The organism is Achromobacter spanius (assembly GCF_039673305.1).
Lineage (GTDB): Bacteria > Pseudomonadota > Gammaproteobacteria > Burkholderiales > Burkholderiaceae_B > Achromobacter > Achromobacter spanius_F.
In genome coordinates this window covers 44242-66431 of record NZ_JBDJLJ010000012.1, presented here as the reverse complement: position 1 = coordinate 66431, position 22190 = coordinate 44242, and the positions used below count along the sequence as shown (strand labels likewise).

The following is a 22190-nucleotide window of genomic DNA, read 5'->3' as shown; positions in this document are numbered from 1 at the left end:
ACGATGAAAAAGAGCGTAGCGATCACCCTCGGCGTGGTCATAGTGGGAGCGGGAAGCTGGGTAGGCGCCACGTGGTACACCGGCAAGCGCATCGAAGAGGACTCGCAGCGTTATCTGGCGCAGGCCAACGAAAAGCTGGCAAAGCTGACGCCCCTGTTCGGGCTGCGCATCGATCAGCTCAAGTACGAGCGCGGCCTGTTCTCGACGCAGGCGCGCTATGGCGTATCGCTCATCAAGAACGACAAGGGCCTGGACGACCTGCCCGCCGGCATGATCGAGTTCGACGCGACCGCCGAGCACGGCCCCTTCCCCAAGAGCGCCCTGGCGCGCGGCGCCATTGCCCCCAAGCTGGCGTTCATCCACACCGAGATCGCCAAGACGGACAACATCAAGCCCGTCTTCGAACTGACCAAGGACGTATCTCCCCTGATCGGCGACGCCGTCGTCAGCTACGGCGGCAACGCCACGACGACCGCGGCCATCGCGCCCGTCCTCGTGAAGCAGAACGGCTCCCTGGTTAACTTCAGTGGCATGCAGATCAACGGCACGTTCGAACGCGGCACGCAGGCCGTCACCGGGCAGGGCGTGATGAACGAGCTGGTGGTGGACGTCAGCAACGGCAACGGTCCCTCCACGATGACGCTGTCCGGCCTGACGCTCGGCCTGGACAGCCGCATGGGCAAGTTCGGCATTTCCATGGGCGATTCGGATCTGAAGATCAAGCGCATCGACGTCGTGCGCCCGGGCGATAAGCTCAAGGTTGCGCTGGACAACTTCGCCTACGGCGTCAAACTGTCCGAAGACGACAAGTCGATCAATGTGCAGGCGTCCTACCAGACCGGCGACCTCACCGTGAACGACGTGGTGCTGGGCAACGGTCAGGCCGTGATCAAGCTCGCCCGGCTCGACGGCCAGGCCGTCAAGCAGCTCTCCGACACCTACAACCAGCTCATGCGCCAGTACATGCTGGGGGCCACCGACGAAGGCCTGAAGGACGAACAGTTCGACGTGCTGCTGGACAACGCCGGCAAGCTGCTGGCGGGCAACCCGTCGTTCAGCATCGATCCCTTGAGCTGGAAGACGGCCAAGGGCGAAAGCAAGCTGAACTTCTCGCTGGACCTGGCCAACCCGGCCAACGCCAAGGACCTGACCCCGCAGGAAATCGTGGTGCAGGCGATCAAGAAGATCGACGCCTCGCTGGTGATCTCCAAGCCCATGGTGCAGGACCTGATGGTGCAGTACGCCATCAAGACGCGCGGCATGGCCGCCGACAAGGCCGCCGCCGAGGCTGACGAGAACATCCGCCAGATGGCCGGCATGGCCGAAATGCTCAACGTCGGCAAGAATGACGGCGACAACATCGTGGGCAAGTTCACCTTTGCCGACGGCATGGGCGACCTGAACGGCCAGAAGATCCCGGCCGAAGAACTCTTCAGCGGCCTGCTGGGCGCCTCCGGCCTGGGTTCAATGGACGACGAGGACGAAATCTCCGGCCTGGACATGGACTCCGACGAAGGCGAGCCCGCCGCGGACGCAACCGCCGCGGCTCCCGCGGTCGGCGTCATGGAGGACTTCAACCTGGATTCCGTCTCCAGCATGCTGGACGACATGGGCTACACCGTCACCAAGTCCGACGGCGATGAAGGTCCCGTGCTGGTCCTGAGCCCGGGCTCCACCGGCGCCACCGACCTGCGCCTGGAATTCCTGTGCAACGACTTCACCGAGAAGTGCCTGGACCTGGTGATGACTGCCACGTACAGCCCCAAGAAGCCGATGACGCTGAAGGCCATCAACGCCTGGAACCAGGAATACCGCTGGACGCGCGCCTACCTGGATGACAAGAACCGCGCCGTGCTGCAGATGGACATGAACGCCGAAGGCGGAATCGGCAAGGACAACCTGCAGATCCTGCTCAACACGTTCATCAGCATTGCCGAAGACTTCGGCGCGGCCAGCAAGGCGCCCGCCAAGTAAACAGGCGCCGCTTCAGGCCAAAAAAAAAGCCCCCGTCGAACAGAGACGGGGGCTTTTTTACTGGGGACTTCAGGCGTAGGCTTCGACCGGCAGGCAGGCGCACACGAGGTTGCGGTCGCCGTAGGCGTTGTCGACGCGCGCCACCGGCGGCCAGTACTTGTTCTCGCGCAGCGAAGCCACCGGGTAGGCGGCCTGCTGGCGCGGGTAGTCGTGCAGCCACTCTTCGGCCAGCAGCATCTGGGCGGTGTGCGGGGCGTTCTTCAGGACGTTGTCGTCGCGGTCGCGTTCGCCGCGCTCCACTTGGGCGATTTCCTCGCGGATCGAGATCATCGCATCGATGAAGCGGTCGAGTTCGGCCACACCTTCGGATTCGGTGGGTTCGACCATCAGGGTGCCCGCCACCGGGAAGCTCATGGTCGGCGCATGGAAACCGTAGTCCATCAGGCGCTTGGCGATGTCCTCGGCGCTGATGCCGCTGGTTTCCTTGAGCGGACGCACGTCCAGGATGCATTCGTGCGCCACGCGGCCATTGCGGCCAGCGTACAGGACCGGGTAGTGGTCGCGCAGGCGGGTGGCGATGTAGTTGGCGTTCAGGATGGCGACTTCGGTGGCGCGGCGCAGGCCGTCGGCGCCCATCAGCGCGATGTACACGAACGGAATCGGCAGGATGCCGGCCGAGCCGAACGGCGCCGCCGAGACCGGGCCGACCTTGGCGTCGCCGGGCAGCTTGCCCTGTTCGTTCACGACGCCCGGCAGGTAGGGCGCCAGGTGCGCGCGCACCGCCACGGGACCCACGCCCGGGCCGCCGCCGCCGTGCGGGATGCAGAAGGTCTTGTGCAGGTTCAGGTGGGACACGTCCGAGCCGAACTTGCCGGGCTTGGCCACGCCGACCATCGCGTTCATGTTGGCGCCGTCCAGGTACACCTGGCCGCCCGCCTGGTGGACCAGATCGCAGATCTCGGTGACGGCTTCTTCGAACACGCCGTGCGTCGAGGGGTACGTGATCATCAGCGCGGCCAGCTTGTCGCCGACCTGTTCGATCTTGGCGCGCAGGTCGGGAAGGTCGACGTTGCCGTTGGCGTCCGACGCCACCACCACCACGTCCATGCCGGCCAGCTGGGCCGAGGCGGGGTTGGTGCCGTGCGCCGACGACGGGATCAGGCAGATGTTGCGCTGGTGCTGGCCGTTGGCCTGGTGATAGCCGCGGATGGCCAGGAGGCCCGCGTATTCGCCCTGCGCGCCCGAGTTGGGCTGCAGGCTGATGTTGTCGTAGCCGGTGATTTCACACAGCGCGGCCGACAGGCGGTCGATCAGATCGACATAGCCCTGGCTTTGCGAGGCGGGCGCGAACGGGTGGATCAGCGCGAATTCGGGCCAGGTGATGGGGATCATCTCGGCCGTGGCGTTCAGCTTCATGGTGCACGAACCCAGCGGGATCATCGTGCGGTCCAGGGCCAGGTCCTTGTCGGCCAGCTTGCGCAGGTAGCGCAGCATGTCGGTTTCGGACTGCACGCTGGAGAACACCGGGTGCGACAGGATCGCGCCTTCACGCGCGACCGAAGCGGGAATGCCGCTGGCAGCCGCGTCGTCCAGCGCGTCGATGTCGAGTTCGACGTCGTCGCGTTCCAGGCCGGCGGCAAACACGTTGACCAGGGCCTGCAGGTCGGCGACGGTCACCGTTTCGTCCAGCGACACCGCCAGGCGGGCGCCATCGACGCGGCGCAGGTTGATGTGCGCGCAATCGGCGGCGGTCAGGATGGCCGGCGTCGCGGCGCCCGTTTCAAGCAGCAGGGTGTCGAAGAACGTGTCGTTGACGACCTTGACGCCCAGCTTGACCAGTTCGGCGCGCAGGATCGCGGTGCTGCGCTGCACGCGTTCGGCGATGCGGCGGATGCCGGCGGGGCCGTGCCAGACCGCGTACATGCCGGCCATGACGGCCAGCAGCACCTGCGCGGTGCAGATGTTGGACGTGGCCTTCTCGCGGCGGATGTGCTGTTCGCGCGTCTGCAGGGCCAGGCGCATCGCCGGGTTGCCCTGCGCGTCCTTGGACACGCCGACCAGGCGGCCGGCCATATTGCGCTTGAATGCGTCCTTGCAGGCCATGAAGCCGGCGTGCGGGCCGCCAAAGCCGAACGGCACGCCGAAACGCTGGGCCGAACCAATGGCGATGTCCGCGCCCCATTCGCCCGGGGCGGCCAGCAGGGCCAGCGCCAGCAAATCGGTCGCGCACGCCACCACGGCGCCTTGCGCGTGAGCGGCTTCGGCCAGCTTGCGGTAATCGGACACCGAACCCGTGCTGTGCGGGTACTGCAGCAGCACGCCGAAGCAATCGGGCAGGCCTTCGGCCTCGTCGCCAATCCGGATCTCGATGTCCAGGCCCTCGGCGCGCGTGCGCACGACTTCGATGGTCTGGGGATGGACGTGGCGCGAAATGAAGAACACCGGGCTCTTGGACTTGGCGCCGCGGCGGGCGAGCGTCATGGCTTCGGCGGCGGCGGTGCTTTCGTCGAGCAGCGAGGCGTTGGAGATGTCCAGGCCGGTCAGGTCGGCGACCATGGTCTGGTAGTTCAGCAGGGCTTCAAGGCGGCCCTGCGAGATTTCCGGCTGGTACGGCGTGTAGGCCGTGTACCAGGCGGGGTTCTCGAGAATGTTGCGCAACACCACGTTGGGCGTCTGCGTGCCGTAATACCCCTGCCCGATGTAGTTGCGGTAGACCTTGTTGCGGCCCGCGATCTGCTTGAGCTCGGCCAGCACGTCGGTTTCGCTGCGCGAAGGCGGCAGCGCCAGCGGCTCCTGGCTGCGGATCTTGGGCGGCACGACTTCTTCGATCAGGGCGTCGAGGCTGGCGCTGCCGATCACGGCAAGCATGGCGGCCTGGTCGGCGTCGGAAGGGCCGATGTGGCGGGGGATGAAGTCGGTGTGGGTGTCTAGGGCGCGCGACATGGGGAGATCTCGGGGTAGCGGTGGCGTCGGGGGACGGAGGGTTTGGCGTGGGGCGCGAGGGGCGCGGCGCCGGGCCGGCCCGCGCCCGGCGCGGCCAGGCTTAGCCGTTGGCGACGGCTTCGTAGCCGGCGGCGTCCAGCAGCTTGTCGGCGTCGGCCGCGTTGACGGGCTTGATCTTGAAGATCCAGGCCGTGAAGGCCGATTCGTTGATCAGGTTGGGGTTGTTTTCCAGCTCTTCGTTGAAGGCGACGATTTCGCCGGCGACGGGCGCGTAGATGTCCGAGGCGGCCTTGACCGACTCGACGACGCCGGCGGTTTCACCGGCGTTTAGCTTGGCGCCGACGTTCACGTCGCCGACGAAGACCAGATCGCCCAACTGATCCTGGGCGGTGTCGGTGATGCCGACGACGAACACGTCGCCCTCGGCTTTGACCCATTCATGGGACTCGGTGTACTTGCGATCGGTGGGCAGACTCATGGGAACTCCTGAGGGAATGCGGGTAGATGAATGGTGTTGCGCGCCTCGCGCGGGCGGCCGTCGCCCATGCCGGGCCGGCGCTCGCGCGAAGCTTCGAGTTTACGAGTGTTCGACGGCTTTGCCGTTACGCACGAAAGGCAGTTTGCAGGCCAGGGCGGGCACCCACTTGCCGCGGATGTCGACCTCGACCGTGTCGCCCGGATTCACGCCTTGCGGCAGGCGGGCAAAGCCGATGGACACGCCCAGCGTGGGCGACATGGTGCCGCTGGTGAGTTCGCCCATGCCTTGCGCGGTGCGCACGGCCATGTGCGCGCGCATCACGCCGCGGTCCTGGAGCTTCAGGCCGATGAACGTGGCGGGCGTGGCGAACTGCTCCAGCGCATCACGGCCGATGAAACGGCGCTCGGGGTTCTTGAGCGACACCGTCCAGGTCAGGCCGGCCTGCCCGGGCTGGGTCAGTTCGTCCATGTCCTGGCCGTAGAGGTTCATGCCGGCTTCCAGGCGCAGCGTGTCGCGCGCCCCCAGGCCTGCCGGACGCACGCCCTGGGCAGCCAGGTCGCGCCAGAGCTGCACCACGTCGGCGGCGGGCAGCACGATTTCGAAGCCGTCTTCGCCGGTATAGCCCGTGCGGGCGACCAGGGTGTCATCGCCCACGCGGGCGGCGACAAAGGGCGTCAGGGGTTCGCTGGCGGCCTGCCAGGCCGGGCGCGCGGCCCACAGCTTGGCGCGCGCGTTGGGGCCCTGCACGGCGACCATGGCCAGGTCGCGGCGCGGCGTGACGGCAACGTCGAACGCGCCGGCCTGCTTCACGCGCTGCATCCAGGCCACGTCCTTGTCGGCCGTGCCGGCGTTCACCACCACGCGCCATTCGTCGGCCGCGAAGAAATAGATGATCAGGTCGTCGATGACGCCGCCCTGGGGATTCAGCATGCAGCTGTACAGGGCCTTGCCCGGCACCGTCAGCTTGGACACGTCGTTGGCGACCAGGCGCTGCAGGAAGGCGTAGGCGTCGGGGCCCTTCACGTCGACGTTGAGCATGTGCGAGACGTCGAACATGCCGGCGTCCTGGCGCACCGCGTGATGCTCTTCGAGCTGCGAGCCGTAGGCCAGGGGCATGTCCCAGCCGCCAAAGTCGACCATGCGGGCGCCGGCGGCAATGTGTTCTTCGGCCAACGGGGTGCGTTTGAGGGTAGCGGACATGCGGGGGAACTCCGGGACGGCAGCGATGCCAGGGTTACGGAATGCCGGTGGTTGCGGGCGGAACGCGCCCGCGCAACGGCTGAATCTTCCGCCCCTCTGTCCTTTTGCCTGAGAGTTGCCCCGCGTGGCGGGTTTGCACCTTCGGCGCCTGGGCTGCTCGCTATGTCCCTAGTTCAGGGGCGGCGCCAGGTCTCTCCAGAGTACTGTTTTGCCGCGTCCGCCTGGCCTGTATGGCAAGAAAAGCGGGACGGGACAAGCATGTGCGGTATCGGTTACCTGAGCGATTCTGGGCGAATTGCGCCTTCGGCGGCGGCCGGAATTCCTGCTTGCGGCCGCTCTCTCCCGCAACATGCGTGACAGCGCCGAAAGCATACAACGAAAGCCCGGGGTAAGCCTAGGCCCGTCGAGCGCTTTCGGCTGCCATCCGGCCGCCCGGGCCCTACCCCAGCGCCGTATCCAGCAACATCATCAGGACGAACCCGAGCATCAGGCCGCAGGTCGCATAGACCTCGTGTCCCTTGCGGTGCGACTCGGGGATGATTTCGTGGCTGATGACGAACAGCATGGCGCCAGCGGCAAAGCCCAGGCCCCACGGCAGGAGCGGCGCCGACCAGCCGACGATGGCGGCTCCCAGCACGGCCCCCACGGGCTCGATCAGTCCGGACAGCATGCCCAGCGCCACCGCGAAGGTGCGCTTGTAGCCGGCGGCCAGCAGGGCCACCGCCACCACCAGCCCTTCGGGAATATCCTGGATCGCGATGCCCGTCGCCAGCGCCGTGCCGCGCACGGGATCGCCGCCGGCATAGCCGACGCCGATCGCCAGGCCCTCGGGCAGGTTGTGCAGCATGATGGCGAACACGAACAGCCAGGTGCGGCGCAGCCGGTGCGCCTCCATCCCTTCCCTGCCCTTGATGAAATGCTCGTGCGGCAGGATGCGGTCCATCAGCAGCAGGACCGCCGCGCCCAGCAGCACGGCCGCGCCGACGATCAGGCCCGCGCCCCAGGGCCCGTAGCCCAGGTCCTTGCCCGCGGCGATGCCGGGCGCCACCAGTGAAAACGCGCTGGCCGCCAGCATCACGCCGGCGCCGAAGCCGAACATGCTGTCCTGCACCTTCTGGGGAATGGTGCGAGCGAACAGGATGGGCAGCGTGCCCAGCGCCGTCGCGCCGGCCGCGACCAGCCCGCCCAGCAGGGCGTCGGCCACGTGCGGCGCCCGCACGTCCAGGTACACCCAGAGCTGGTACAGCGCCAGGCACGAGACCATGACGGCCAGCGTCCACACGCTGATGCTGGTTGCCGCGGGCCGCACCCGATGACGGCTGAACGTGTTCATAGGCTGCTGCGCTCCTTGCGTAAGATGCGCTCAGCCCTTGGCCGCGGCATAGCGGCGCGCCACCTCGGGCCAGTTCACCACGTTGTAGAAAGCGCCGATGTATTCAGGCCGGCGGTTCTGGTACTTCAGATAATAAGCGTGTTCCCAGACGTCCAGCCCCAGGATGGGCGTGTTGCCATGCATCAGCGGGCTGTCCTGGTTGGCGCTGCTTTCGACCACCAGCTTGCCGGCCGGCGTCACGCTGAGCCACGCCCAGCCGCTGCCGAAGCGGGTCAGCGCCGCCTTGGTGAAGGCTTCGCGGAAAGCGGCCTGCCCGCCCAGTTCCGATTCGATGGCCGCCGCCAGCGCGCCGTCCGGCTCGCCGCCGCCCTGCGGCGACATGACGGACCAGAACAGGCTGTGGTTCGCGTGGCCGCCGCCATGGTTGCGGACTGCGCCGCGCACGGCTTCGGGCAACTGTTCCAGGCGCGCGACCAGGGCCTCGACGGGCTCGTCCGTGGCGATGCCGGCGCCATCCAGCGCGGCGTTCAGGCTGGTGACGTAGGTCTGGTGGTGCTTGCTGTAGTGGATCTCCATCGTCATCGCGTCGATGTGAGGCTCCAGCGCGTCATAGGCATACGGCAGGGTCGGAAGGGTATAGGCCATGCGGGTCTCCGTCGGATCCGTCCCCAGGGCGGGGATTTGATCAAGATCAAAACATAAATGATATGTATTTTTATTTAATATCACAATGCCGGCTTGGCCAATCCGGCCCGGTCACGCGACGCATCACGTAACCGGGCGTATCGCGAATGTCGTCAGAGCGCCTGGCCGCAGGCCACGCCCGAGGCCCAGGCCCACTGGAAGTTGTAGCCGCCCAGCCAGCCCGTGACGTCCACCGCTTCGCCGATGAAGTAAAGGCCCGGCGCCGCCTTGGCCTGCATGGATTTCTGGTCCAGGCCGCGCGTGTCCACGCCGCCGCGCATCACTTCGGCCTTCTTGTAGCCTGCCGTGCCGCTGGGCACCAGGGACCACTGATGGATGTCCTGCGCCAGCGCGCGCAGGGTCTTGTCCGGCGCATCCGCCAGGCGCAGCGACGCCAGCCCCGGCTTGCCGCCCTGCTCCGACAGGTGCAGCCAGCGGTCGGCCAGGCGCTTGGGCCACAGCCCCGCCAGCACCGTATGCAGCTGCTGGCGGTTGCCGGACTTGGACGCCAGCAATTCCTGCGCCAGGTCCCGGCCCGGGGCCAGGTCGATCACGATGGGTTCGCCCGGTTTCCAGAAGCTGGAGATCTGCAGGATCGCCGGGCCCGACAGCCCGCGGTGGGTGAACAGCAGGTCTTCAAGGAACTCTCCGCGCGCCTTGCCCTGCCCCGTGTGCAGGTTGACCTCCAGGGCCACGCCCGACAGTTCCGACAAGGCCTGCCATTGCGCGGGGTCGAAGGTCAGCGGCACCAGCGCGGGCCGCGGCTCCACGACCTTCAGGCCGAACTGGCGGGCGATCTTCAGGCCGAAATCGGTGGCGCCCAGTTGCGGAATCGCCATGCCGCCGGTGGCCACCACCAGCTTGGCGGCGCGGATCGGGCCCTGGCTGGTGCGCAGCTCGAAACCATGTTCGCCGTGCGCGATCTCGGCCACCGTGCAGCCCATGCGCCATTGCACATTGCCCGCCCCGCACTCGGCGCGCAGCATGTCGATGATGGATTCGCTGGAATCGTCGCAAAACAGCTGGCCGCGGTGCTTCTCGTGCCAGGCGATGCGGTGGCGCTTCATCAGCGCCAGGAAGTCCTGCGGCGTGTAGCCGGACAGGGCCGAGCGGCAGAAATGCGGATTCTCGGATAGAAAATTGGCGGGTCCGGCGCCGATGTTCGTGAAGTTGCAGCGGCCTCCGCCGGAAATGCGGATTTTCTCGGCCAGGCGCTGCGCGTGGTCGACCAGCACCACGCGCAAGCCGCGCTGGCCGGCCACCGCCGCGCACATCATTCCCGCGGCGCCGGCGCCGAGTACGGCTACATCGAACATCAGGACTCCAGACCCTGCCGCGCTTACTCTTCGATCAGGCAATCGACGTAATAGCGCTTTTCGCCGTCGGGACCCACTTCATCGGCCAGGCCGTGGATGTAGGTCTCGAAGCCCGGGAAGCGCTCATTGAACTCGCGCGCGAACTGCAGGTACTGCACGATGGTGCGGTTGAAGCGTTCGCCCGGGATCAGCAGCGGGATGCCCGGCGGGTACGGGGTCAGCAGCACGCCCGTGACGCGCCCTTCGAGCTTGTCGATGTCGACGCGCTCGACCTCGCGGTGCGCCATGCGGGCAAAGGCGTCGGACGGCTTGAGCGCCGGCACCATGTCGCTGAGATACATCTCGGTCGTGAGGCGGGCGACGTCGCGCTCGCGGTAGGCCTCGTGGATCTGCTGGCAGAGGTCGCGCAGGCCCATGCGTTCATAGCGGCGATGATCGCGGCAGAACTCGGGCAGGATGCGCCACAGCGGCTGGTTGCGGTCGTAGTCGTCCTTGAACTGCTGCAGCGCGGTCAGCAGCGTGTTCCAGCGGCCCTTGGTGATGCCGATGGTGAACAGGATGAAGAACGAGTACAGGCCGGTCTTCTCGACCACGACGCCGTGTTCGGTCAGGTACTTGGAGACCAGCGCGGCGGGAATGCCGGTTTCACCGAAGCTGCCCGACATGTCCAGCCCCGGCGTGATGACCGTGGCCTTGATCGGGTCCAGCATGTTGAAGCCTTCGGCCATTTCGCCAAAGCCGTGCCAGTGGTCGTTCGCTTCGAGGATCCATTCGTCGCGATTGCCGATGCCCTCGGACACCAGGCGGTTCGGCCCCCAGACCTTGAACCACCAGTCGTTCTTGCCGAACTCGGATTCCACCTTGCGCATGGCGCGGCGGAAATCCAGGGCTTCGCGGATGCTTTCCTCGACCAGCGCGGTGCCTCCCGGCGGCTCCATCATCGCGGCGGCCACGTCGCAGGACGCGATGATCGCGTACTGCGGCGACGTGGACGTGTGCATCAGGTACGCCTCGTTGAAGACGTTGCGGTCCAGCTTGCGGGTCTCGGATTCCTGCACGATGATCTGCGAGGCCTGCGAGATGCCGGCCAGCAGCTTGTGCGTGGAGTGCGTGGCGAACACCATGGCGTCCTGGCTGCGCGGACGGTCCTGGCCGATGGCGTGCATGTCCTGGTAGAACTCGTGGAACGAGGCGTGCGGCAGCCAGGCTTCGTCGAAGTGCAGCGTATCGACATAGCTGCCCAGCTGCTTCTTGATCATTTCCACGTTGTAGATGACGCCGTCGTACGTGCTCTGCGTCAGCGTCAGGATGCGCGGATTCTTGTTCACGGCTTCGCGCGCGAACGGGTTGGCCTCGATCTTCTTGCGAATGTTGTCCGGGTGGAATTCTTCCAGCGGGATCGGGCCGATGATGCCCAGGTGGTTGCGCGTGGGGCGCAGGAACACCGGGATCGCCCCCGTCATCGTGATGGCGTGCAGGATCGACTTGTGGCAGTTGCGGTCCACCACCACCACGTCGCCCGCGGCCACGTTGGCGTGCCACACCACCTTGTTGGACGTCGACGTGCCGTTGGTCACGAAGAAGCAGTGGTCGGCATGGAAGATGCGCGCGGCATTCAGTTCGGATTCGGCGACCGGTCCGGTGTGGTCCAGCAGCTGGCCCAGTTCGTCCACCGCGTTGCAGACGTCGGCGCGCAGCATGTTCTCGCCGAAGAACTGGTGGAACATCCGCCCCACCGGGCTCTTGAGGAACGCCACGCCGCCCGAGTGGCCCGGGCAGTGCCAGGAATACGAGCCATCCTGCGCGTACTTCACCAGTTCGCGGAAGAACGGCGGCGGCAGGCTGTCGACGTAGCTGCGCGCTTCGCGGATGATGTGGCGCGCCACGAATTCGGGCGTGTCCTCGAACATGTGGATGAAGCCGTGCAGTTCGCGCAGGATGTCGTTCGGGATGTGTTCCGACGTGCGCGTTTCCCCGTACAGGTAGATGGGGATATCGGCGTTGCGAAAGCGCAGTTCGCCGATGAACATGCGCAGGTTCTTGATCGCGCCGGCCACGTCCTCGGGCGAATCCACGTCGAACTCTTCATCGTCGATCGACAGGATGAAGGCGCTGGCGCGGCTTTGCTGCTGCGCGAACGAGCTCAGGTCGCCATAGCTGGTCACCCCGATCACCTCGACGCCCTCGGCCTCGATTGCTGCGGACAAGGCACGGATACCCAAACCGGACGCGTTCTCGGAACGGTAGTCCTCGTCGATGATGAAGATAGGGAAGCGGAATTTCATGCAGGCGCTCCTGGGGGCAAGGCGAATCGGACGCGTATCGCGGCGCGAATGTACAGCTAGTAAAGACCCGTCCGATGACAGACGGCGCGAGCACCCGCCGGGCGGCGGGAATGGCGGAATTGTAGGGCTGTTTTTCTTACAGTCCTAAGGGAAATCCCCAGAAGGCGCCCGAGGGCGTTGTCATCGCGCCAAAAGCGCGGCCCGGCGCCCGGCTGCCGCCCCCCAGGATTGCTGGCGGAGGACGAACGCAGCCGGCTGCATGCGGCGCGGCCGCGGGGCCTGGGCGTTGGCGACGCCTAGCGGATGGTCGCGGCCTCGCCGGCCTGCAGGGCGGTCATGAATTGTTCAAAGTAGGCGGGGATCGCCTCGGCGGGCCCGTAGCGGATGCGCCGTTCGACCTTGGCGATGGCGCCGAAGCAGACTTCGGCGCCGGGTTCTCCGCAGACCAGGACCACGGGGTCCTCGTCGTCGCAGACTTCATACAGCCCGCCGTGCGCCCGGCGCCCGACCTCGTACAGATAGGCGGCTGCACCGACGGTTTGCATGGGGGTCAGAGGCAGCGTGCCCAGATGGGCGGCCTCCAGTGCGTCATCGAGCGCATGGACGCTGGACGGGGAGTAGTCCAGCACGGCGCCGGTGGAACCGGCGGCCTGCACGAAGTCCTGCGCGGCACCCGCCACGCGCGCCACGAATTCTTCCTGGACCTCGTCGCGCGTAGCATCCTGGTTTATCTTGAGGAAACCGAACATCATTGGCTCCTTTGTGAAAACCGCAAGCGGCGTTGAAACCATTATAGGCAAGCCCTCCCGCCCATACCGACCCGGCCGCCACGAACGTTCCCTATTCCCAACAGTCCACCGCCCATGCCAGACCCCATCGTCAGACGCCTGACCGCCCCGGATGCCGCGCCCCTGCGGCAATTGCGCCTGGATGCGCTGGTCGAAACCCCGGAATCCTTCGGATCGAGTTACGAAGAGGAACACACGCTGACATTGGAGGACATCCGCGAATGGATATCCCCCGCGGACGATGGCGCCCTGTTCGGCGTCTTTGCCGATGGCGAGCTGGCCGGGATGGTGGGCGTGGGCCGGCAGCGCAAGCTGAAGATGCGCCACAAGGCGCACATCTGGAGCATGTACGTGGCGCCTGCCCGGCGCGGACGCGGCTTCGGCCGGCTGCTGATGCTTGCGGCGATCGGCCACGCACGCACCATGCGCGGCATCCGCCAGGTGCAATTGAGCGTTACCGCCAACAACGCCGCGGCGGCCGCGCTGTACACCAGCCTGGGCTTCGCCGTGTATGGCCACGAGCCCGAGGCGCTGTGCGTGAACGGCCGGCTCTACGACGAGACGCTGATGGCGCTGCCGCTGGCGGAAAACTAGATCGCCTGGCGCGGACTCAGGCGGAAGCCGCCCGGCGGCGCGCGCCGTAGGCGCACACCTGGTTGCGCCCGCCGTCCTTGGCTTTGTAGAGCGCCTGGTCGGCGGCCTTGATGACGGCGTCGGGCGCGCGCAACGCCTCGCTGCGCTCGGCCACGCCGATGCTGACGGTCACGCGCAGCGGCCTCGATCCGCGGCCGCCGCGGTTGCCGCGCCGGCGCTGGCCGATCTGATCGGCCTTCGGCCGCGCCGGCTTGTCGCGCAGCCGCATCTGGTAAGCCTCGATTGCGCGCCTGACGGTTTCCAGGTGCGGCATGGCCTCGGCCGCGGTCTTGCCCGGAAACACCAGGGTGAACTCTTCCCCGCCGTAGCGGTAGGCGTGGCCGCCGCCCGGCACGCGGCGCAGCTGGGACGCCACCATGCGCAGCACCTGGTCGCCCACGTCGTGGCCGTGCGTATCGTTGAACGCCTTGAAGTGATCGACGTCGGCCATCGCCAGCGTGTAGACGCGGCCCATGCGCTGCAGCCGCTCGTTCAGCGCGCGACGTCCCGGCAGGCCGGTGAGCTCGTCGCGAAACGCCATGTGGAAGCCTTCGTGCGCCAGCGAGATGCACAGCGCAGTCAGCGACGCGGCGGACATCAATGCCAATTCGATGGGGTGGGCGGCCCCGCGCGGCAACGCCCACGCCATGCAGACGAATCCGAGCCACTGGCCGGCCTGCTGCGGGCGGCCATAGCGCAACAGCAGCAGCGTCAGGGTCAGGCCGGTGGCCAGCAGCGCCACCAGCGCCTCGGCCGGCACACCCAGGCGCGCCAGCATGCCTTGCAGGGCGATCGTACTGAAGAGGTCGCCCACGCCGTCCTTGCCGGCCAGCGCGATCGCCGCCACGCCGGCGGCCATCAGGCCGATGCGCAGCGCCACGTCGATGAGCATGCTGGAGCGCTCCGACCACAGCGCATTGATCGTATAAACAAGCGACCACCAGGCCAGCACGGGCCCCATGGCCCAGGGCGCTTCGCGCGCAAGCGTGGGCCAGGCCGCCGTGATCGCGAGCACGCACAGCATCAGCGCCATGGTCTGCGAACGCTGGTACATCAGGCAGATCGCCGCGCCGATCAGCGCCATCACCCAGGGCACGAAGGGCACGATGAGGGTCAGCGCGGGCGGCCATTCCCGCCAGAACAGGAGCCCCACCGCCGCAGCGACCGGCAGCGCGGGATAGAACAGGAGGGGCAGCCAGGGAATATGGGGGTAACGCACGGATGGGCCTTGCTCACGCTTGCAGAAATGACGTCGCCAAATCGGCAAACACATGTATTCTTTTTACGGACGCGGCATGGGGTTCTTTAGCGCAAGCCGCGTAACAGCGCGGGCATCGGGCTCGCGCCATGCTTGCTGGCGCCGCCGGCGTAAGGTCCCATGAAAATCCTGGTCAACATCGATGTGCCCGATCTTGAACACGCCATTGCGTTCTATCAACAGGCCTTCGGCCTGAACCTGCATCGACGATTGGGGTCGACCGGCGCCGAAATGCTGGGCGCCGATGCGCCCATCTATCTGCTGGAAAAAGCCGCGGGCACGCCGGCCGCCGGCGCGACGCGCCAGCCGCGCGACTATGCGCGGCACTGGACGCCCGTGCATCTGGACGTCGTGGTCGAGGACGTGGACAGCGCGGTGGCGCGGGCCGTCGCCGCCGGCGCGCGGCTGGAAGACCCGCCCGCCACGCACGCCTGGGGCCGCATCGCGCACCTGAGCGATCCCTATGGCCACGGCATCTGCATCCTGCAGTTCCTGGGCCGGGGCTATGACGAACTGGCGCAAGACGGCAGCGCCAGCCCCGGCGGGCTGCGGTTTCCGCCCGCGTCGGAATCGGATTTCGAGGCGCTGCTGGCGCTGCGGATCGCGGCCATGCGCGAGAGCCTGGAGCGGCTGGGCCGCTTCGATCCAGAGCGGGCGCGGGCGCGCCTGCGCGACACCTTCCGGCCGGACTGCACCTGGCACATCGAACAGGACGGGCTGCGTGTCGGCTTTTACGCCGTGCGCCCGGACGGCGAGGGATTGCGGCTGGACCACCTGTACCTGCACCCCGCGGCGCAAGGCCGGGGGCTGGGCGGGCAGGTCATGCGGTGGATCTTGCGGTACGCCGACAGCCGCGGATTGCCGGTGACGCTGGGCGCGCTGCGCGGCAGCGACTCGAACCGCTTCTATCGCCGGCATGGCTTCGTGCAGACCGGCGAAGGCGAGTGGGACATCGAATACCTGCGGCCCGCGTCAGCGGGCTGAAGCCTCAGGTGCGCGGCAGCGTGACGCCGCGCTGGCCCTGGTACTTGCCGCCACGGTCGCGGTAAGAGGTTTCGCAGACTTCGTCGCTTTCCAGGAACAGCATCTGCGCGCAGCCTTCGCCCGCGTAGATCTTGGCGGGCAGCGGCGTCGTGTTCGAGAATTCGAGCGTGACGTGGCCTTCCCATTCGGGTTCCAGCGGCGTGACGTTGACGATGATGCCGCAGCGCGCGTACGTGCTCTTGCCCAGGCAGACCGTCAGGACGCTGCGCGGAATGCGGAAATATTCCACCGTGCGGGCCAGCGCGAACGAATTGGGCGGAATGATGCAGACGTCGCCCTTGAAATCCACGAACGAGCCTTCGTCGAAATTCTTGGGATCGACGATGGTGGAATTGATGTTGGTGAAGATCTTGAATTCGTCGGCGCAGCGCACGTCGTAGCCGTAGCTGCTGGTGCCGTAGCTGACGATGCGCCCGCCATTGGCCGTACGGACCTGCCCCGGTTCGAAGGGTTCGATCATGCCGGCTTCGGCCTGGCGGCGGATCCAGCGGTCGCTTTTGATGCTCATGGTGGGTGTGGTGCTAGGGGATGGAATGGCCGCCATTTTATCCCGAGCGCGTCCGTCCCGTGCCGGCCAGGGCGGGACGGCCTTGTCCCGCCTCAAGCCGGGCGCCGCTCAATTGCCGAACAGCGTCCGGTAGACCAGCGAGATTCCGTTGACCGAACCGCCCTTCAAATCCAGGGACAGACCCCGCGCAAGGCGGTAGCTGGCGCGGCCGACCGTATCGCTGCCCGACAACGCCTGCTCGACGCTGAGCGTGATGCCGTTGGCGAAGTTCTTGCTGGCCACCAGGAACTGGGTGGAGAGATCGCTGTTGATGTCCCGGTTCACGTTGCCCGCCACGGTGCGGTCGGGCAGGATGCTGCCCGAACTGCCCATGCTGCCCGTGCGCACGGCGACGTCGTCCAGGCCGAACTGCTTGAAGAACGGCTGTCCGCCGCCCAGCAAGGCGGTGCCGATGGACACCAGCAGGGCGGCGTCGCCGCCGCTTTCGTCGGGACCGCGGCCCAGCAGCAGCCAGGACAGCTTTTCGACGTCGCTCACCTCCGGGTAGGACACCAGGTCGATGCGCGGCCGCTGGGCCGTTCCCACCACCCGCACGCCCGCCTCGACCAGTTCGCCCGTGCGCAGGGCTTCGATGTCGAGGATGGGGTTGTCCAGGCGGCCCTGGAAGGTCAGCGTGCCCCGGCTCAGGCGCAGCCGCTGGCCGTAGGCCTCGATGCCGCCGCCGCGCGTGCGCAACTGCCCCCAGCCCGTCAGGCGGCCGTCGTTCAGCCGGATCTGGATGGCGCCCAGCAGGCCCGCGTCCAGCCCCATGCCGGTGATGTAGAACCGCGGCCCCATGTCGAACCGCAGGTCCATGGTGGTCTGCAGAGGTGTCGAGACCGTCGATGCGTCATCGCCCGCGCGGATCACGCGGACGTCGTCGTCCAGCGAGGGCACGCCCTGCAGGATCTCCAGGCTGAACCAGCCCGCGTCGGCGCTCAGGTTCCCGACGATCTCCAGGCGCGGCATGGCCGCCCGGACGTCCACGGTGCCGGACACCATCGCGTAGCGGTCCGACCGCTGCAGGGCGGGAAAGCGGTGCAGCGTCAGCTTGATGGCGCCGCCGCCGTCCATGATGTTCCAGTCGCCCTTGGCTTCGGCGTAGCCGCCCTTCGCCCCGGGGTTGGTCGTGATCCATTCCTTGGTCCGCCATTCCGCCGGCATGACCCGCAGCGACGCCGGGAAGCGCAGGCTGTCCAGCACCAGCCGCTGGCCGTCCAGCCGCGCGGACAGCGTGCCGTCGACCAGCCGCACGCCGTCGTCGATGCGCACCAGCCGCAGTTTGTCGCCCCGGATGGTGCCGGTGGCGTTCCATTGGCCGGCAAGGGTGCCCTGGACGTCGACGTTGGCCTTGAGCGTGCCGCCGATTTCCATCGTGTCGCCCACGAACAGTCCCACCCAGGCGAGGTCGGCGATGTCGGCGTTGAGCCGGGCCCGCAGCGGCTGGCGGGAATCGAGCGCCATGCCGCCCTGGGCGTCCACGACCAGCACCGCGGTTCCGGTCCCGTTGACCGAACCCATTTTGTCGGTGGCCAGATCGAGCCGGGCGTCCAGCCGGCTGGCGTTGGCCGAGGTGGGCGTGGCGGTCAGGTCCAGCGCCAGGGCCTTCACGCCGAGCGGGATGGGCGGATCGCCCGGTATCAGCAGGTCGCCCGAACGGCGCGCGATCCGCGCCCTGCCCGCCAGGCGTCCGTCGAACTTCAGGTCCCAGAGCAGATCCAGCGCGATGCGCCGCTGCCCCTCCGGAACCATGGCATTCACGCGCCCGGCGTTCTTGCCCAGCTTGGCCGCCGCGTCGGGATCGAACGCGCCGACCACCTGGCGCGCCATGGCGGCCGTGATGACGAGGTTGTCGGCCTGTCCGGCGGTTTCCCAGCGCTTGCCGCCCCCACGCGAACCCTGGTGCGCCACGGTCAGGCGTTCCTTGCCCGGCAGCGTCAGGCTCAGCGTCGTCTGGCCGACCTGCCACTGCCATTGCGGCGCCACGGCGGACGGCAGGAAACTGAGCGCAACCGGCCTGTCCGCGGACACCGCGAAACCGGCGGTGTCCGCGCCAAGACGGGAAAACGTGCCGCGCCAGCCCACCAGCGCGGCGTCCGGCTGACCGGCCGCCCCCTTGCCCCAGCCTCCGGAGAACGTGAGGTTGGCCTGCGCCCGCGATTGGCCGATGACGCCGGGGCGCAATCCGGGAGGGGTATAGGTGGCGGAGACCTCTCCGCGGTGGGCGGCCAGCGCGCCGTCCAGCCGCGCCTTCACGTCCGCGCCGCCCGGCAGGTCGGGCCAGAACGCATCGAGCTGCGGCGCCTGGGCATCCAGCGTCAGGGAACTGTCCGCCGCGCCGAGTTCGCCGGCCGCGCGGACGCGGTTGCGTCCCAGCCTGACGTCCACATCCAGGCCGCGGATGCGCAAGCCCGCCAGGGGATCCAGCGCCGGGTCCGGCGGCGCGGCCCCGGCCGGCGCTGCCGCAGCCATGTCCACCTGTGCCTTCAGCGTGCCGCCCAGGGGCTGCCGGTTCCAGCGGCTGCCCTCTTCGAAACGCAGGTCGATGGCGGCCTGGCGCAGCTGGCTCAGGTTCTCGATCTCGGCTCGCACGTCGGCGCGCACGGTCAGCACCGCGGGCGGAATGGCGTTGCCTGCCCACGGCCCGAGGTCCAGGCGTTGGGCGTCCAGCGAACCGACGATCCGGTCGCGGCCGGGGGCATCGCCCGCCTGCAGGTCGAACTGCGCCGCGAGCGTGGACTTGTCGGGCAATTGGGCGCGCGCCCGGGCGCTGCGCAGCACCAGCGCCGTGCGGGGCGCCAGGTCGGCGACCACGTCCAGCACCAGGTTGGATCCCGTGCCGTCCACCTTGGCCTGGATGCCATCCAGCGAACCCGCGGCATCGGCATGAAGCACGACCAGGCATGCCGGCGCGGGCGGTCCCATCGGTTCGGCCGTGGCGGCGGCGGGAATCTGCGCGGCTTTGCCCTTGGCGCCGGCTTCGGCCCGGCCCTTGGCCGCCGCGTCCGCCTTGGCTTTGGCGCCGCCCTTGGCCGCCTCGTCCGCTTTGGGCTTGGCGCCGCCCTTGGGCGTTTCGGCCGCCTTCGGCTGCGCCTGCCCCGCGGCCGGCCCGAACACGCCGCTGAGCCGGTCGGCCTGGCACAGCGGCGACTCGGGTCCCGAACCCCGCGCCGTCACGTCCAGGCGCGCGGCGAAGGGCCAGGGGTCGGCCATGTCCCGCAGATCCGCCTGGCCGGTCACGTCGGCCTCGCCGACCTCGTGCCCGACGCGCAGGCTGGCGATGCGCACCTGCGCCCCCTGCTTGCCGGCGGCGAAGGTGGCGCTCAGGTCATTGAGCGTCACCGGCAGCGGCTGGCCATCCTGGATGAACTGGAAGTCTCCCAGCGCCAGCCGGTCGACGGCGATGGTCACCGGCAGATCCGGCAGCGTGAAGGGCTCATCGCTTTCTTGAACGGGCGGCGTCTCGGGCGAGGAGGTCGTTTCCACGCGGACCGATCCCGCCGAGACATTGCGCACATGCAGCAACCGGTCTCCCAGCGCGCGCCAGCGCACCACGAGATTCAGGTCGCTGATGTCGATGCGGGTGCCGCCCGTCTCCAGCTCGAGCCTGCCCACGGTCACGCCGCGCAGGATGGAGCCGCGCACGTCCAGCGCCTGGCCGTTCAGTTGCTGGGCGGCGGTGGTCAGCAAAAGGCGCGTGCCGTTCTGCGACGCCGCCAGCCAGAACAGGAAGCCCGCCGCAAGAACGGCCAGCATGGCAAGCCCGGGAAGCCACCACACCAGCACATGGCGAAGGAACTTGCGCAGGACCCTCAAAACGCGATCCCCAGCGAGAAGTGCAAGCGCAGGTCGCGTTCGCGCTGGCCATAGGCCACGTCGAGGAACAGCGGGCCGGCCGGCGTGCGCACGCGCGCGCCAACCCCGTAGCCCACCGACATCTTCATGTCGCCGAAGGACTCCGCGGCGTCGCCCGCGTCCACGAAGACGCCCATGCCCCAGCGCTCGTCGAAGTAATGGTCGTATTCGATGCTGCCGACCAGCAGCGTGGGCGCGCCCACGACCGCGTTGTCGCGGTGCACGCCGATGCTCTGGTAGCGATAGCCGCGGATGGAGCGGGCGCCGCCGGTGCGGAACCCGAAATCGTCAGGCACCTGCACGTCGCCGTTGGACCACACGCGCCCGACCTCGCCGCGGATCATCAGCACGTCCAGCTTGCCGATCGGCCACCACTTCTGCCCGCGCAAACGCAGCCGGGTGTAGGGTTCGCCGGTATCGAGCGTGACGCCGACGCCGCCGCCCACGGAAATCAGGTTGCCCTCGCGCGGGTCGTATTTGTTGTCCACGTCGCGCCGCAGCCATTCCGCGGTGAGGGTCGCCGTGGGCAGCGTGTAGCTGTCGCCGCCGTCGATCTTGACGTGATCCTGCGCCAGCAGCGCGCCCCAGCGCGTTTCGTATTCGACGCGGCTGTCGCCGGCGCCCTTGCGCTCCTGCGAGCGCGTGGCGCCCAGCGCATAGCGCGTGACTTCCAGGCCCTGGATGTCGGAGCGGTCGGCCAGGATCCCGACGGAATCGCGGTATCCGCGTTCCGTGGGCGGCAGCAGGATGTCCATGAAGGCGCGCTGCCGCAGGCGGTCGACCCCGAAACCGGTTTCCAGGGTGACGGGCTGGCCGAACACCACGTTCTGGCGATACAGGGATTCCACCCGCACGCCGGCCTCGTCGTCCACGCCGATCGACGCGGAAAAGCGCTTGGGCGGCGCTTCGACCACGCGCACCTGCACCGGCAAGGTCACCTCGCCGTCGGAATCGAACTGGGCCGGCGGCGGCGGCATGCCGCCGGACACCGTCGGATCGCCGGCCGGCGCGGAGGCCGCGGCGTCTTCGGAACCCGGCGCGCGCGCGCGGTCCGAAATCGGATCCGTCGGCTGCTGCGAGTCGCCGGGTTCCTGCAGCGACACGAACGCGCCCCGAAAGAACGCGGTGGACTGCAGGTCCTGCTGCCACTGGTCCAGGCGGTTCTGGTCAAAGGCCGCGCCCACGTTGTAGCGGACGTAGCGGTTGATGAGCTTTTCCGGCACCCGTTTCAGGCCGGTGGTGTTCAGTTCGCCCATGCGGACCTGCGGGCCGCTGTCGATCGAGACGTGCAGGCTGGCAGTGGCCTTGTCCGCATTGATGTCGGCCCGGGAGGACGTCATGCGCGCCAGCAGGAAGTCGCGCGTGGACACGTCGTCCAGCAGCGTGGCCTTGGCCCGGTTCCAGTCGCTGTTGATGAAAGGCTGCCCCGCCTTGAGCCGCCAGTCGTCGCGCAGCTTCTGCACGCGCTGCGCGTACTCGGGACGGGTGATGCGGCCGGTGAACTCCAGGTTCACGGACTCGACCGTCGTGCGCTTGCCCGGCACGATGGCGATGTCCCAGGTTTCGCCGCCGATGTCGGTACCCGCTTCCAGCGTGACCTTGGGCGAGAAATAGCCCTGGGTGGCCAGGGCGGCCAGCGTCGCGTCGCGCGCGCGCCGGCGCAGGCGGTTTATTTCACCGCCGTCCTGGTCCTCGGCCAGCCGCGCGATCGCGTCGACCGCCTGGGTGATCGCCTGCAGCGCGGCCGGGGGCACGCCCCCGGGGTCCACGATGACTTCCGGGCGCTTGGCCAATGCCTCGCCCGCCATCACGCACAGTCCTGCCAAGAAGGCTCGGGCAGCCCACCGCATGC

15 protein-coding genes and 2 riboswitches are annotated in these 22190 nt (G+C 68.0%); of the genes, 3 read left to right on the top strand and 12 right to left on the bottom strand.

The window, feature by feature from the left end; genetic code table 11:
- Nucleotides 1-3 precede the first annotated feature (3 nt).
- Nucleotides 4-1974 (top strand): DUF945 family protein, encoded by a 1971-nt coding sequence (locus tag ABE485_RS12840; protein WP_346515674.1) that lies wholly within the window; start codon nt 4-6, stop codon nt 1972-1974.
- 69 nt (nt 1975-2043) lie between these two features.
- Here the strand turns inward: ABE485_RS12840 and gcvP are convergent, their stop codons facing one another.
- The 8 genes from gcvP to ABE485_RS12800 all read right to left on the bottom strand — a co-directional run bounded on the left by gcvP (nt 2044) and on the right by ABE485_RS12800 (nt 12962).
- A complete protein-coding gene (gene gcvP / locus ABE485_RS12835; protein WP_346515673.1) occupies nt 2044-4917 on the bottom strand; it encodes an aminomethyl-transferring glycine dehydrogenase in 2874 nt (957 codons plus the stop codon).
- A gap of 100 nt (nt 4918-5017) precedes the next feature.
- Complete coding sequence (gcvH, locus tag ABE485_RS12830) at nt 5018-5395, bottom strand: glycine cleavage system protein GcvH (RefSeq protein WP_008166713.1); 378 nt, start codon at nt 5393-5395, stop codon at nt 5018-5020.
- Nucleotides 5396-5494: 99 nt separating this feature from the next.
- Complete coding sequence (gcvT, locus tag ABE485_RS12825) at nt 5495-6595, bottom strand: glycine cleavage system aminomethyltransferase GcvT (RefSeq protein WP_346515672.1); 1101 nt, start codon at nt 6593-6595, stop codon at nt 5495-5497.
- 86 nt (nt 6596-6681) lie between these two features.
- Nucleotides 6682-6804, bottom strand: a riboswitch (glycine riboswitch).
- Between the two features lie 44 nt (nt 6805-6848).
- Nucleotides 6849-6950, bottom strand: a riboswitch (glycine riboswitch).
- 84 nt (nt 6951-7034) lie between these two features.
- Nucleotides 7035-7928, bottom strand: a complete 894-nt coding sequence (locus ABE485_RS12820) for a ZIP family metal transporter (RefSeq protein ID WP_346515671.1) — start codon at nt 7926-7928, stop codon at nt 7035-7037.
- A gap of 30 nt (nt 7929-7958) precedes the next feature.
- Nucleotides 7959-8573, bottom strand: a complete 615-nt coding sequence (locus tag ABE485_RS12815) for a superoxide dismutase (protein ID WP_346515670.1) — start codon at nt 8571-8573, stop codon at nt 7959-7961.
- 152 nt (nt 8574-8725) lie between these two features.
- Nucleotides 8726-9928, bottom strand: coding sequence for an NAD(P)/FAD-dependent oxidoreductase (locus tag ABE485_RS12810; RefSeq protein WP_346515669.1), 1203 nt, complete (start codon nt 9926-9928; stop codon nt 8726-8728).
- A 23-nt stretch (nt 9929-9951) separates the two neighbouring features.
- Nucleotides 9952-12213: an arginine/lysine/ornithine decarboxylase gene (locus ABE485_RS12805; RefSeq protein WP_346515668.1), complete on the bottom strand. Its 2262-nt coding sequence runs from the start codon at nt 12211-12213 to the stop codon at nt 9952-9954.
- A 296-nt stretch (nt 12214-12509) separates the two neighbouring features.
- Complete coding sequence (locus ABE485_RS12800) at nt 12510-12962, bottom strand: hypothetical protein (RefSeq protein ID WP_346515738.1); 453 nt, start codon at nt 12960-12962, stop codon at nt 12510-12512.
- A 114-nt stretch (nt 12963-13076) separates the two neighbouring features.
- Here ABE485_RS12800 and ABE485_RS12795 point away from each other — a divergent pair, with 114 nt between their 5' ends.
- A complete protein-coding gene (locus tag ABE485_RS12795) occupies nt 13077-13595 on the top strand; it encodes a GNAT family N-acetyltransferase (RefSeq protein WP_346515667.1) in 519 nt (172 codons plus the stop codon).
- Nucleotides 13596-13611: 16 nt separating this feature from the next.
- Here ABE485_RS12795 and ABE485_RS12790 read toward each other — a convergent pair whose 3' ends face one another.
- Nucleotides 13612-14853: a GGDEF domain-containing protein gene (locus ABE485_RS12790; protein ID WP_346515666.1), complete on the bottom strand. Its 1242-nt coding sequence runs from the start codon at nt 14851-14853 to the stop codon at nt 13612-13614.
- A 159-nt stretch (nt 14854-15012) separates the two neighbouring features.
- Between ABE485_RS12790 and ABE485_RS12785 the strand changes: the two genes are divergently transcribed.
- Nucleotides 15013-15876 (top strand): GNAT family N-acetyltransferase, encoded by an 864-nt coding sequence (locus ABE485_RS12785; protein ID WP_346515665.1) that lies wholly within the window; start codon nt 15013-15015, stop codon nt 15874-15876.
- Nucleotides 15877-15880: 4 nt separating this feature from the next.
- On the opposite strand, the gene dcd is transcribed toward ABE485_RS12785, so the two are convergent.
- The 3 genes from dcd to ABE485_RS12770 all read right to left on the bottom strand — a co-directional run bounded on the left by dcd (nt 15881) and on the right by ABE485_RS12770 (nt 22188).
- Nucleotides 15881-16444, bottom strand: coding sequence for a dCTP deaminase (gene dcd, locus ABE485_RS12780; RefSeq protein ID WP_008166733.1), 564 nt, complete (start codon nt 16442-16444; stop codon nt 15881-15883).
- A gap of 108 nt (nt 16445-16552) precedes the next feature.
- The gene (locus tag ABE485_RS12775) at nt 16553-20239 is read right to left on the bottom strand and encodes a translocation/assembly module TamB domain-containing protein (RefSeq protein ID WP_346515664.1); all 3687 of its coding nucleotides are present in this window, start codon (nt 20237-20239) and stop codon (nt 16553-16555) included.
- Between the two features lie 56 nt (nt 20240-20295).
- Entirely contained in the window at nt 20296-22188 is a 1893-nt protein-coding gene (locus ABE485_RS12770; RefSeq protein WP_346515663.1) for an autotransporter assembly complex protein TamA, read from the bottom strand.
- Nucleotides 22189-22190: the final 2 nt, after the last annotated feature.

Excerpts from the sequence above, each read along its gene's own strand:
- ABE485_RS12840 (WP_346515674.1), top strand. The coding sequence starts at position 4 with ATGAAAAAGAGCGTAGCGATCACCCTCGGCGTGGTCATAGTGGGAGCG.
- gcvP (WP_346515673.1), bottom strand. The coding sequence starts at position 4,917 with ATGTCGCGCGCCCTAGACACCCACACCGACTTCATCCCCCGCCACATC.
- gcvH (WP_008166713.1), bottom strand. The coding sequence starts at position 5,395 with ATGAGTCTGCCCACCGATCGCAAGTACACCGAGTCCCATGAATGGGTC.
- gcvT (WP_346515672.1), bottom strand. The coding sequence starts at position 6,595 with ATGTCCGCTACCCTCAAACGCACCCCGTTGGCCGAAGAACACATTGCC.
- ABE485_RS12820 (WP_346515671.1), bottom strand. The coding sequence starts at position 7,928 with ATGAACACGTTCAGCCGTCATCGGGTGCGGCCCGCGGCAACCAGCATC.
- ABE485_RS12815 (WP_346515670.1), bottom strand. The coding sequence starts at position 8,573 with ATGGCCTATACCCTTCCGACCCTGCCGTATGCCTATGACGCGCTGGAG.
- ABE485_RS12810 (WP_346515669.1), bottom strand. The coding sequence starts at position 9,928 with ATGTTCGATGTAGCCGTACTCGGCGCCGGCGCCGCGGGAATGATGTGC.
- ABE485_RS12805 (WP_346515668.1), bottom strand. The coding sequence starts at position 12,213 with ATGAAATTCCGCTTCCCTATCTTCATCATCGACGAGGACTACCGTTCC.
- ABE485_RS12800 (WP_346515738.1), bottom strand. The coding sequence starts at position 12,962 with ATGTTCGGTTTCCTCAAGATAAACCAGGATGCTACGCGCGACGAGGTC.
- ABE485_RS12795 (WP_346515667.1), top strand. The coding sequence starts at position 13,077 with ATGCCAGACCCCATCGTCAGACGCCTGACCGCCCCGGATGCCGCGCCC.
- ABE485_RS12785 (WP_346515665.1), top strand. The coding sequence starts at position 15,013 with ATGAAAATCCTGGTCAACATCGATGTGCCCGATCTTGAACACGCCATT.
- dcd (WP_008166733.1), bottom strand. The coding sequence starts at position 16,444 with ATGAGCATCAAAAGCGACCGCTGGATCCGCCGCCAGGCCGAAGCCGGC.
- ABE485_RS12775 (WP_346515664.1), bottom strand. The coding sequence starts at position 20,239 with ATGCTGGCCGTTCTTGCGGCGGGCTTCCTGTTCTGGCTGGCGGCGTCG.
- ABE485_RS12770 (WP_346515663.1), bottom strand. The coding sequence starts at position 22,188 with ATGCGGTGGGCTGCCCGAGCCTTCTTGGCAGGACTGTGCGTGATGGCG.